Here is a 12,033-nt window from a genome sequence, read left to right as displayed (position 1 = left end):
CAAAATAACCTGGAAGGTTATAATATGTCTGTCATGCAGGGCACGGGAGATGCAAATATCGTCGGCGTAAGCAACAAAATGTATACCCTGGGTATTAGTTTTTCCTTTGCCAATGCCGACGCAGTTCCGGGAAAAGCCCAGTTCAAGGTCCCCATGACCAATATCGCCGGTCTTGCCGCATTATATCCGGCACCTCTCCAGATTGTCGTTCGCAGTGACAGCGGCATCAATACCATTGAAGACCTCAAGGGGAAGCGCATTGCTCCGGGTCTGAAAGGAACCTCAGGGGAAGTTCTAGTCAGAAATATCCTCAAGGTCCACGGCCTGAGCTATAAGGATATGAAAAAAGTTGAACATCTGGCCTATGCCGATGCTGCCATGCAGATGAAGGACGGCCATATCGATGCGTTTATGCCATTTACAACCGTTCCAGCACCTGTCATCCAGGATACAGCCGTCTCCATCAAAGGCGGTATCAAACTGCTTTCACTGAGCCCGGAAAAATTCGAAAAGCTGAAACAAATCAATGACGGCTATGCCACATTGATCGTAAAAGCCGATGTTTACAAGGGACATGAGACGGACGCCGTGTGTGTTGGGTCCAATAACGTTGTCATTTGTCAGAAGGGTCTTTCTGATAAACTAGTTTATGACATGACCAAGGCGCTTGTGGAAAACAAGGACAAATTTACCAAAGTTCATAAGGTTGTCCAGTCATGGACACCAGAGTATGCCGTAAAAGACATCGGCGTTCCCCTTCATCCGGGTGCTCTCAAATATTACAAAGAAATCGGCGTCATCAAGTAATGTAACCGGAATCATGAGCTATATTCTAAACCTTTAACACGGTTTGTTTAAGTCAGATGAAAAGGTCAGTGGCCGCCTCCCACTTCCATTGGGAGACGGCCCTGTTCAAGGGAGGGGTTTTTTAATGGATTCACAAACGGATACGGTAAAATCAACCGCCAATAAATATTTCGGGCATTTGGTCTCCACCGTTGCCTGGATGATGGCGGCATTCCATATCTATACGGGAATATTCGGCATATTCGAGTCTGTTTTACAAAGAAGTGCCCATGTGGGCTTTGCCATGGTCCTGGTATTTCTCATGACCAATATCAAAGGAAAGAAAAGAGTCGGCCTGCCTCCCTGGTACGATTGGTTGTTCATCGGACTCATCGCAGCCACCGTGGGCTATGTCGTTGTGAATGCCGGGGATATTGCATCACGATATTCCTATGTGACGCCTCTGAGCCAATATGAGGTCATTGCCGGTTGTATCGGCACGCTGCTTCTTCTGGAGGCAGCCAGGCGAAGCATGGGATTGGGACTTCCCGTTATTGCGGTCGTCTTTCTGAGCTATATCTATGCCGGGCCCCATCTGCCGGGAATTTTCAGTCATCAGGGATTTTCGCTCATGTGGGCGGTGGACCACATCTTTTTCACCACCGAAGGCATCTGGGGAATTCCGGCAGGGGTCTCCGCTACATTTATTGTCATGTTTATTATTTTTGCAGCTTTTTTGGAGCAATCCAAAGGTGGCGATTTTTTTATTGACCTGGCCTTGGGGCTATTCGGAAAAGCCAGGGGAGGCCCGGCCAAGGCAGCGATATTTGCTTCAGGGTTTATGGGGATGCTTTCAGGGTCTGCGGTTGCCAATGTGGTTACCACCGGTGCGTTCACCATTCCCCTCATGCAGCGCCTGGGTTACAGCAATCGATTTGCCGGTGCTGTTGAGTCTGTGGCATCATCAGGAGGGCAGTTAATGCCGCCGATCATGGGAGCCGCCGCCTTTATCATTGCCGAATTTCTGGGCGTACCCTATATTAAAGTTGCCGCAGCTGCCACCATTCCTGCTTTTTTATATTACTTCTCAGCGTTTTCCATGGTCCACTTTGAAGCCCTGCGCATTAACCTGAAAGGCATTTCGGCAGAGGAGCTTCCCAACGTTCGAAAGACCCTTATCTACGGATTTCAATTTATCATTCCGGTGTCCGTATTGGTCTTTCTTCTTGTCAAGGGAAACAGCCCCATGCGGGCAGGTTTATGGGCAATTCTGATAACCATCGTTGTCAGCTTTGTCCGTCGGGAAACCCGGATGACGTTGCCGAGGATACTTTCGGCACTTGAGGGCGGGGCAAAGGGCGCTGTCCAGGTGGCCATTGCCTGTGCCACAGCCGGTGTTATCATCGGGGTACTTACGTTGACAGGACTTGGAATGCGCTTTAATTCCATCATTCTTCTCATCTCCCAGGGCAGCCTGATACTGACCCTGATATTAACCATGTTCACCTCACTGCTTCTCGGCATGGGGCTTCCCACCGTAGCTGCCTACATTATACAGGTTTCTCTTACCGTACCAGTGCTCACACAGAACTTCGGGGTTCATCCCCTGGCAGCTCATTTTTTCATCTTTTACTATGCTATTATTTCAGCCATCACCCCGCCTGTCGCATTGGCAGCCTATGCTGCTGCAGGCATTTCCGGGGCAGATCCCTTAAAGACCGGGATTACCTCCTGTCGACTTGGATTGGCGGCTTTTATCGTACCTTACATGTTTGTTTATGCCCCGCAGCTGCTCATGGTGGGATCTACAGGTCAGATCATTATGGCAACGGTATCGTCCATGATTGGAGTTGTTGCCCTTGCTGGATCGGTGGTGGGCTGGTTTGCGAAAAAAGCATATACCCTTGAACGTGTATTTCTGATGGCAGCGGCACTGAGCCTTATCAAACCCGGAATTTACACCGACATTGCAGGTATCGTGATTTTGGCCCTTGTTGTGGTTTATCAGTTGGTCGTAAAACGGGAGACGGTGTCTGTCGAAACGGTTTAAAATGCAAAGCCATGAATGCAACTTTCAGGCTGAAATTTTGTAAGGGCATGAAGAGAAACAAATTAAACGTACCCACATTTGGAATGGATCATGATCAAAGCACACATTGTTGATGCGCTGGAAAAAATTGTCGATAAAGCCCATATTTCCACGGATAAAAGTGACCTGATTTGCTACTCTTATGATGCCAGCCAACAGATGTCCCTTGCGGATGTCATTGTTTTCCCGAAAAACGCCCAAGAGGTGGCCCAAATTCTTCGGATGGCCAATAAAGAAAATGTTCCGGTGTTTCCAAGGGGGGCAGGCAGTGGCCTGACAGGGGGAAGTCTGCCCACCAAAGGGGGGATCGTGCTGTCCATTGAAAGGATGGACCGAATTCTTGAGATTGATGAAGAAAACCTTGTGGCAACCGTTGAACCGGGGGTTGTCACTGATTTTTTTCAAAAAGAAGTGGAAAAGCGCGGTCTTTTTTATCCCCCTGATCCGGCGTCACTGAAATTTTCTTCGCTTGGGGGGAATGTTGCTGAAAATGCAGGTGGGCCCCGTTGCGTTAAATACGGCACAACAAAGGACTACATCATGGGGCTTGAGGTGGTTACGCCCCTCGGAGATATTATTACCACGGGCTGCCGAACCATGAAAGGGGTGGTCGGTTACGATCTGACCAAGCTGTTGTGTGGCAGCGAGGGTACACTGGGAATTATTACCAGGATTGTTATTAAATTACTGCCGTTGCCTGAGGGACAGAAAACCATGCTGGTTTTCTTCAGCTCAATTGAAGGGGCCGCCAAAGGGGTATCAAAAATCATTGCCAGTAAAATTATTCCCACCACCCTTGAGTTTATGGACAGTCGGACCCTGGAATGTATTCGCCTGGCAACAAATCTCAAGGTTCCCGACGAAGCCCATGCGGTGCTGATCATAGAGGTGGATGGTGACCCGGAAGGGCTGGATAAGCAGACCCGGCGTATCTGCAATCTCATTGAGAAGTTTGGATCTGTGGCGATGCGCATTGCCGAAACGGCTGAAGAGAGTGAAGCCCTGTGGCAGATTCGCAGGGCCGTATCTCCTTCTCTGGGTAAGGCAAGTCCGAACAGGTTCACAGAAGATATCTGTGTGCCCCGCAGTAAGGTGCCGGAAATGATCAGGAAACTTGAATCCATTTCAAAAAGATACACCATTGATATTGCCAGTTTTGGTCATGCCGGTGACGGCAACATTCACGTTAACATCCTGTTTGACAACAAAGTGGCAGGAGAACGCGAAAAGGCAATGAAAGTGATCGAAAAGGTCTTTAAAGGTGCCCTGGAGCTGGGGGGTACCATGAGCGGTGAACACGGCGTGGGGATTGCAAAAGCCCCTTACCTTCACCTGGAAGTGAGTCAAAACGCTGCATCATATATGAAGACAATTAAACATGCCCTTGACCCCAACAATATTCTCAATCCAGGTAAAATATTTTTGGAGAATTAACGGCATGGCAAAATTGAAAGACCTGGCATCGTTTAAAGAAGAGATGGAGAAATGCGTCAAATGCGGTGCCTGCCGTGCCTATTGCCCCGTATTCGATGCAGAACGCCGGGAGGGACGTGTGGCAAGGGGTAAAGTGGCGCTGGCCCAGGCCATTCTTCAGGGGGAAGTCCCTCTCCAGGGCAAGGTTCTTGAGGATCTAAGCCAATGCCTGTTGTGCGGCAGCTGCCACGCCCAGTGCCCGAACAAGGTTCCTGCCGAAGAGATCGTTGCGGCGGCAAGGCAGCATATTTCCGAGCAAAACGGGCTGTCCACCTTTGGCAAAGCGGTGTCATTAGTGCTTGGCAGGCAGAAGGTCATGGATACGCTGATGCGCACCGGAGGTCGGATGAATCGTTTTTTATTCAAAAAACTCCCAAAAGACAGCGGCCTGCGCCTTCGGTTTCCGGGGTCTTTTTTCTTCCCAGACCGCACTCTGCCAGCGCTTTCCGCCATCCCCTTCCGAGAGAGAGTACCTGAACGAATCAAGGGGGAACGGGGGAAGCCCACGGTCATATTTTTCACCGGTTGCGGTATCAACTATCTTTTCCCGGAAATTGGTGAGGCCATGCTTAAAATACTTCATTTTATGGGCGTTACCGTTATTATTCCCAAAGAACAGGTCTGCTGTGGTTTCCCCGCTGTCAGTGCCGGTGCGAAAAACACGGTGGAAGGTCTTGCCGAAAAAAATCTTGCCATGCTGAAAAAATATTCGGCTGACTATATTGTCACGGCCTGTGCTTCTTGCCATGCCGGTTTAACCCGTATCTATCCCGACATGGGCAATGAATTTAAAGTGCTTGCAAACAAAACAGAGGATATCTGTGTCTTTTTGATGCAAAATGGATTGCCCGAAAAGCTTGCCTCATTTACCCGGGGAAAAGATCTTCAGGCAAAAGACAAAATCAATGTCACCTACCATGATCCCTGTCACCTGAGAAACAGCGGCACGACCAGGGAACCCAGAGCAATATTGAAAGCGCTGTCCCGTGTTAATTTTACTGAAATGGCTGAAGCCGGCACATGCTGCGGTCTTGGCGGCACCTATTCCGTTTATCATTACGACACCAGCAAAAAAATCGGTGCTAAAAAGGCCGGTCACATAGCAAACAGCGGGGCCGACTGGGTCGCCACGGATTGCCCGGGTTGCATTATACAACTCAACGACAGCATCAATCAAGCTGGTTTACCTCAAAAAGCAGTCCATATTTTAGAGCTGATTGCCCAAGAATTTTTCGAAGACTTTGAATTGCCCGGCAACGAGAATGATGAGAGCAGGGAAAGAGGTCAGGCAACCATAGGTGATCACCGGCAATTCTAAGCTAAAATTGCGGGCTTCTCTTGATTAAATATATCATATACGATATAATTCCCAACTATGAAAGCTATCGATAGTATCATAAATAAAACAAAGGCTGAGCAAGTCTACAGGCGACTTAAAGCATCCATTTTAAAGGGTGATATTCACTCCGGTGAAAAATTGGTGATTAATAAGCTGGCTGAGCATTTTCAAACATCCATTATCCCTGTGAGAGAGGCATTGAGCCGCCTGGAAGCGGAAAGCATGGTGACGGTGGTTGCCCACACCGGTGTCTATGTCAAAGGAATAGACATTGAGCAACTCAGAGAACTCTATCCGGTTCGAGGGATTCTTGAAGGGTATGCCGCAAGGCTGGCCACTGAGCATATAACACCCAACGACCTGGAATTTCTCAATCTGCACATTTGCAAAATGGATGAAGCCATCGCTGCCAAGGATGATGCACTGATGGGCAGACTCAATATCGAGTTTCATAAACGAATTTATGCCATGTCCGGAAACCAGACATTGACCAACCTTATTGACGATATGTGGCAAAAAACTTTTTTTGCCCGCTTGGTTTTCAAGTTTACGCCTTACCGGGCAAAAGACTCCAACAAGGAGCACAGGATGATTGTGGAGGCGTTGGAGAAAGGCAACGCCAAAAGGGTGGAAACGCTGATCATCCGGCAAAGTACGAAAACATTAAAATTGCTGAATAAATATATGGAGAAAAAAAACAAGACGATCTGAGACACGCATCACAACAGTAGATCTGCCGACCAAAGACCCAAGTTGCAGCTCATTAAACTCAACTTTCGGACTTTATTTCAAAGCCGGCGTTTTTATACAATTCATGCCGACGGGGTCAGGCTTGTGTTATTGATGTTATCGACCAAGCCCTTTTCAAACGAAAAACGCCTCGATAATGTCAATAACGCAAGCCTGACCCCACCACGAAAGGCAAACACCGAAAGTTAAGATTAAACATATCTTACTTTTCTTTCCAACCCACCAATAGATGCCTAGAGGGAAAGCTGGCGGATCTTGGGCCGGGCAAAACTGCCGTTCGGTATGGACGGATTGGACCTTGTTTCCCCAGAATACCCCTTTCTTTTTTCCCGCTGAGTATATTCCTGCGCCGTCCTCCCGGCAATGATCCATATTGATTTAGCAAAAGCTGGTCATAATGTGCATCTATTAGACTTAGTGCCCGCTCATATAGAAAAGGCTGAAAGAACCGGTTTGGATAAAGGAATTCTCCTTGATGGTTACCATGTTGAGAACTCGTAATCCAACTTGGCATTTTCATTTGCCTGAAGAATTCTGACTGAAGAAAAGCACATTGACATCCTTGCGAACAATCTCACACTGTTTGCACCCCCCGAAAATCAAATTTTGTTTCCAGCAGGAGTTTTGTTTTTTCATTCACCGGAAGTGTGGCAAGGGCCTGTCGGGATATCCATCGGGCATCCAAAGCATCATCTCCGGCCACGGGCTCACCACTGACATAGTCTCCTGCCACATCAACTATATGGTAGTGATACCGGACATTGTGAAGGCGATCCCTTTCAATGGAATCAAAGGCCAGTACCGTTTCCCGGGGGGTAATGATTACCCCGGTTTCTTCCATGACTTCCCGTTGGGCTGCCTCCTGAATGGTTTCACCCAGTCGTACCCGTCCGCCGGGGATGGCCCATACCCCTTGTGACGGGGGATTCTTCCGCTTTACCAGCAGCACATGATCATCCTTGAAAACAACAGCTCCCACGGCCAGCACGGGGTGGGCCGGATACAGCCGGGTGCTCATGAGCAGTCGGCGATGTTTCAGCAGGTAGCGTAACCATTTGACAGGAAAAAGCATGGACACCGTGGCAGCATATTGATCATAGGTCCCTTTCATGGTTTTTTTGAGTTTCTTGTCCTCCAGCATGGCTCCCACCACAAAGTAAATGCTTAAAATGGCATTGACCATGACATCGGCCACGGTCATCCGCGCCTGGTAAGTCCAGATCAGAAAAATACCAGCCAGGTACCAGGGATGGCGGGTGACTGTGAGGATGCCTCTGGTTTTAAAGGGGAGGGGATCTCCAGATGATGAAAACGGCCTTTGACGGATTTGGCGTAGGCCGGTGAAATGTTTCAGATCATATACTCTGGCCCCCATGACGAACAGCATCAGTGAGGTGAGCAATAAAGTGATTCTGACCGTTTGCATGGGGCCTTGTGCAATAAGACACACGGGGCTGTCGATCACCCGGCCGTAAAGATAAACAGGTAGAAGGGTGATCACGGCCACGGCATTGAAAAACAGTCGATAAAAGCGATATGCTTGTCCCAGACGGTGTTCCAGGTAATTGGTGACAGTGAGGGAGATCATGGCGCTGTGCAGTGTGCACCAGAGGATCCACAGGAGTGCCAGTAATAGGTGTGTGATAATCATGCCTGGAAAAATATCAGTCCCTGAAGGGGGTGTAAAGAGGAATCCGGCGCCTTTTTTGGAAAGGCCCTTTTTTCATCCGATAACGATTTTCGGTATCCTTTATTTTTGGGTTGGCCTGACACCTCCTCCGCGTGCCCCCTTTTATGACCACGCCCTAATTCTTTTTGCCTTTATTGATGATTTTCGGCTATATATAGGAGTCTGTTGTGCAAGGATTGAAATGAAACGAGAGCTATCTGGGGCAAATAATGTATAGTCGTTTTTTCGGATTCAATGAAAGACCGTTTAAACTGGTGCCCAACCCTGACTATCTGTATATGAGTCAGACTCACCAGGAGGCCATGGCCCACCTGGTTTATGCCCTGGACTCCGGGGATGGCTTTGTGGAAATCACCGGAGAGGTGGGTACCGGTAAAACCACACTTTGCAGATCCTTTATAGAAGGTTTGGATAAGAATACCGAAGTTGCGTACATTTTTAATCCAGTGCTTGACCCGGTGGAACTGCTTCGGGCAGTGAATGCAGAATTTGGAATCAGCGATGACGGACAGAATACAAGAGCGTTGATCAATTCACTGAATGCATTTCTGATTGAACAAAAAGCACAGGCCAGGGAAGTGATTCTGGTCATTGATGAGGCCCAGCTCCTCACCCGCAACGAGTTGGAACAGATTCGATTAATATCCAACCTGGAAACCACCAGAAGCAAACTGCTTCAAATCATTCTGGTTGGCCAACCGGAATTGAGACATCTGCTTAATTCCCAGGAGTTAAGACAACTCAGACAGCGGATCACCCTGAGTTGTCACCTCCAGCCCCTTTCTTTAAAAGATACAGAAAACTATATCCGGCACCGTCTTAAGCTTGCTTCCAGGGGACAGGCGGTGACATTCTCACACGGCGCAGTCGAGAAGATATTCAAATATTCACGGGGCATTCCTCGGTTGATTAACATCTCCTGTGATCGGGCCTTGCTCACCGCTTTTGGTTTGGATCAAAGAAAAGTCAGCACTAACATAGCCGGAACCGCCATCAAAGAATTGGAAATCGGCACCAGGGCACATGGATTGAGACGGCCGTATCAGCGAAAAACCATGCTTGTTATGGCCTGCGTAATTGCACTGATTCTTCTGGTTGCCGGTTACGAATTAAGGATATTCGCCCCTTTAATCCATGATCAGATATCTGCTGTGGCACTGGACCCATCCATGGTGGCATTGAAATCCAGAGCTCCAGAAAAAGAAGAAGAGCCCAAAGCCGTACCTGCACTGCAGGCAGATTTGCCTTTGACTTCTGTGGACAAAACACCGGAGGATGAGACGGCAGCCCGGGTCCATTTAATGGCATTTTTAAATGAGGGCAGGCAGACAGCTTCCCGTGAGGAGGCTTTTGAAGCGGTTGCTGATTTGTGGCATATAGATTCCCTTTCCATCCCCGGACAGATAGACGACATTGACGATTTTGCCTTTTTCCAGCAGGCGGGCAGGCAGAATGGGTTGACGATATATCGGAGTGAGAATGATTTGGAACTGCTTATTAAGCTGGATCTGCCTGCTGTTTTAAAGTTTATTTCTCAAAAGTCTTTAATTCCTTTTTTCCTGATTTTAACTGGCTCCCAGGATGATTTGGTACTATTGAGAGATGGAAAAGAGGGTGAAGAGATTATGGTATCTGTGCAAAGTCTTAAGGCTTCATGGTCAGGTGTTGCCTACATCCCATGGAAAAATTTTATGTCCCTGTCTGGAACCCTCCCGGGCAATGCAGGAAAAGAGGATATTCTTATCCTGAAACGTCTGTTGAGAGAAATTGGTTACAATGACATTGACCCAGGCCCGGAGTATGACAGGAAGACCCGGAATGCCATTATCCAGGTACAGCGTCAATATGGTTTGACAATTGACGGCGTGGTGGGTTCCATGACCAAAATTGTTTTGTATAAAGAGAAAAAATCATTGGTGATACCCAGCCTGGAGAAAACTGGGATAATCTTCAAAGGAGGATTGGAGTGAGTTCCGTTCTCAATGCCTTGAAAAAACTTGAAAAAGAACAGCCATCCTCAGATGTTGAGCATCGGCAATGGTTGAAAAAAACGACCATTGAAAGGTCTTTGTTTGATCGTCTCCGGCAGCGCTTGCGTTTTCATCGATTCTCTTATGGCATCTGGGCCACAGTTGTGTTTTTTTTTATCGGGGGGATGGCAATTATAATAAGTGCAGATTTTTTTCATCCCATTTCTGTTGTGTCTTTTTCTGGGCAAGACCCTGAAAAACCGTTGCCCTTATCGGAACCTGTTTTGAATAATAACCAACAAAGAGGAACAATCCCGGCGACGATCATCCCGGATCAAGGGGGGGTGACATCCTCAAAAATAGTCGAAGATCATCAGAAAACATCATTTGAAAGTTTTGAAAACCAGATATCAGATTCATCGCAATCAGCGCCCACAATACCTGCTGAAGCTGCTCCGTTAAATGTGGTGACCCCTGCCTCAAATTTCATTAAAAAACAATCTCTTAAAAAAAAGACCCTTGAAGAACAGGCCGCCCGGTCCCCTGGGGAGCCACATGTCTTAATCGGCAAGGTTTCATCTGAAACGGTATCAACGCCATCAGCGTCTCACGAGAAATACACCGCCGAGGTGCTGAACGACGCTGCAATGAAAATCCAGGCCATCTCCTGGAACAAAACGCCTTCCAGTCGCCTGGCGGTGATCGGCAGGCATGTCGTTCGACAGGGGGATCGCATCGAACAATATACGGTGATTCAGATAAATCAGGGGAATATCATTCTTGGGAAAGGCGTGAAAAGGTGGAAAATATTATTTTAACACTTTGAATACTGAAAATGCCATCATGCCGCCGCCGCCCCCGACGGTTAATGGGGCTGGCCTGGAACTGTAGACGGCCCAATTGGCCGGTACCCATTGCCCATCGGAGGGCTCTGCTGAGGATGCTCGGAAGTTTTATTTTTTAATAAAAACCGAACAATGGCACTCAGTCCTGCCTCATTCTTAAAAAAGAAGCAAATTTGGGAATGCCGTTTTTGGTGAACCCATGATATTTAAATGTCACTGTTGAACCCGGTTGCGGAGGCTTTTGTCTGATTTCATCAGAAAAACCTGTACCGAGCTTGAAGGTGATACCATTTTTAAGTTTTACCGTCAGTGATCCCATTACATTTTCGTACTTCCCCTGCCCCTTGTTGATGCCGACAACAATCCCCTCCATATCCTGACAATTTTTTACTTTAAGCATATGGGGGCTGCGCCCGGTGTGGTAGGGAATGTCTGGGTTTTTTACAATCACACCCTCACCCCCCATGGACTCCACCTCCTTTAGAAAATCTTCCATGTTTGATTTCTCTTTAATGCGAATTTGTGGGATAAACCGGGCATGGGTATTTTTATGGGCTTTAAACCATGTGCGTGCCCGGTTGAGCCGGGAGAGGAAATCGCCTTTTCCCATGGGGACTTCGAAAATATTATAGGTGATATGTTTCCATCCTTTTCCCGGGGTTTGGTCCATCACAACGGACTGGATAAATTCAAAATCACCCCTTTTGCTCCAGAGTTCGCCGTCAAGGGGAAAGGGCGGAAAGTTCTGAGTGAACCATGCCGGTGGATTCAAGGGGATGCCTTTCCGGGTATACATTCGGGTACCATCCCAATATCCCCTGATGCCGTCCAGTTTTTCACTCATCACCCATCCTGCGATGTCTTCCTCATGGGAATAAACCTGGGGTTTCTGCAGGGCGGGTTCCCCTGCAAAAAGGGATGAATAAAAAAACAGAGACAGAATCAGACATGCTCTGAACAGTCTATGGAATGAACGTTTTTTGAGTATTTTGAATATGCACATAAAAAACCTTTAGTATTTGGACGAAAAGGCCGTTTATGCCTGGGAAAATAGCAATCCAGGCGGAGAGAAAGGTATTTTTTGATTCTGT

Annotated in this window: 9 protein-coding genes; 7 read left to right on the top strand and 2 right to left on the bottom strand. The window is 47.8% G+C overall.

Annotation, left to right across the window (positions count from 1 at the left end):
- From ACYQ2M_RS16110 to ACYQ2M_RS16090, 5 genes are all read left to right on the top strand, one after another.
- A partial coding sequence (locus ACYQ2M_RS16110) for a TAXI family TRAP transporter solute-binding subunit (protein WP_459917390.1) occupies positions 1–807 on the top strand: 807 nt, incomplete at its 5' end.
- 124 nt (positions 808–931) lie between these two features.
- Positions 932–2,836, top strand: a complete 1,905-nt coding sequence (locus ACYQ2M_RS16105) for a TRAP transporter permease (RefSeq protein WP_459917389.1) — start codon at positions 932–934, stop codon at positions 2,834–2,836.
- Positions 2,837–2,926: 90 nt separating this feature from the next.
- Complete coding sequence (locus ACYQ2M_RS16100; RefSeq protein ID WP_459917388.1) at positions 2,927–4,309, top strand: FAD-binding oxidoreductase; 1,383 nt, start codon at positions 2,927–2,929, stop codon at positions 4,307–4,309.
- Positions 4,310–4,313: 4 nt separating this feature from the next.
- Complete coding sequence (locus tag ACYQ2M_RS16095; RefSeq protein WP_459917387.1) at positions 4,314–5,666, top strand: (Fe-S)-binding protein; 1,353 nt, start codon at positions 4,314–4,316, stop codon at positions 5,664–5,666.
- 57 nt (positions 5,667–5,723) lie between these two features.
- Positions 5,724–6,398 carry a GntR family transcriptional regulator gene (locus ACYQ2M_RS16090; protein WP_459917386.1) on the top strand — a complete coding sequence of 225 codons (675 nt, stop codon included), beginning with the start codon at positions 5,724–5,726 and terminating at the stop codon, positions 6,396–6,398.
- Positions 6,399–7,011: 613 nt separating this feature from the next.
- On the opposite strand, the gene ACYQ2M_RS16085 is transcribed toward ACYQ2M_RS16090, so the two are convergent.
- Positions 7,012–8,088 (bottom strand): NUDIX domain-containing protein, encoded by a 1,077-nt coding sequence (locus ACYQ2M_RS16085; RefSeq protein ID WP_459917385.1) that lies wholly within the window; start codon positions 8,086–8,088, stop codon positions 7,012–7,014.
- A 248-nt stretch (positions 8,089–8,336) separates the two neighbouring features.
- On the opposite strand from ACYQ2M_RS16085, the gene ACYQ2M_RS16080 reads away from it, so the two are divergent.
- Positions 8,337–10,097, top strand: coding sequence for an AAA family ATPase (locus ACYQ2M_RS16080; RefSeq protein ID WP_459917384.1), 1,761 nt, complete (start codon positions 8,337–8,339; stop codon positions 10,095–10,097).
- Entirely contained in the window at positions 10,094–10,915 is an 822-nt protein-coding gene (locus tag ACYQ2M_RS16075) for a hypothetical protein (RefSeq protein WP_459917383.1), read from the top strand. Before ACYQ2M_RS16080 ends, ACYQ2M_RS16075 begins: the two co-directional genes overlap by 4 nt.
- Positions 10,916–11,081: 166 nt before the next feature.
- On the opposite strand, the gene ACYQ2M_RS16070 is transcribed toward ACYQ2M_RS16075, so the two are convergent.
- The gene (locus ACYQ2M_RS16070; RefSeq protein WP_459917382.1) at positions 11,082–11,945 is read right to left on the bottom strand and encodes a DNA ligase; all 864 of its coding nucleotides are present in this window, start codon (positions 11,943–11,945) and stop codon (positions 11,082–11,084) included.
- Positions 11,946–12,033: the final 88 nt, after the last annotated feature.

It is taken from the genome of Desulfocicer niacini (assembly GCF_054657595.1).
Note: the sequence above shows the minus strand (reverse complement) of the source record. Positions and strands in the feature narration are given on the sequence as shown.

Excerpts from the sequence above, each read along its gene's own strand:
- ACYQ2M_RS16070 (WP_459917382.1), bottom strand. The coding sequence starts at position 11,945 with ATGTGCATATTCAAAATACTCAAAAAACGTTCATTCCATAGACTGTTC.
- ACYQ2M_RS16100 (WP_459917388.1), top strand. The coding sequence starts at position 2,927 with ATGATCAAAGCACACATTGTTGATGCGCTGGAAAAAATTGTCGATAAA.
- ACYQ2M_RS16085 (WP_459917385.1), bottom strand. The coding sequence starts at position 8,088 with ATGATTATCACACACCTATTACTGGCACTCCTGTGGATCCTCTGGTGC.
- ACYQ2M_RS16090 (WP_459917386.1), top strand. The coding sequence starts at position 5,724 with ATGAAAGCTATCGATAGTATCATAAATAAAACAAAGGCTGAGCAAGTC.
- ACYQ2M_RS16080 (WP_459917384.1), top strand. The coding sequence starts at position 8,337 with ATGTATAGTCGTTTTTTCGGATTCAATGAAAGACCGTTTAAACTGGTG.
- ACYQ2M_RS16095 (WP_459917387.1), top strand. The coding sequence starts at position 4,314 with ATGGCAAAATTGAAAGACCTGGCATCGTTTAAAGAAGAGATGGAGAAA.
- ACYQ2M_RS16105 (WP_459917389.1), top strand. The coding sequence starts at position 932 with ATGGATTCACAAACGGATACGGTAAAATCAACCGCCAATAAATATTTC.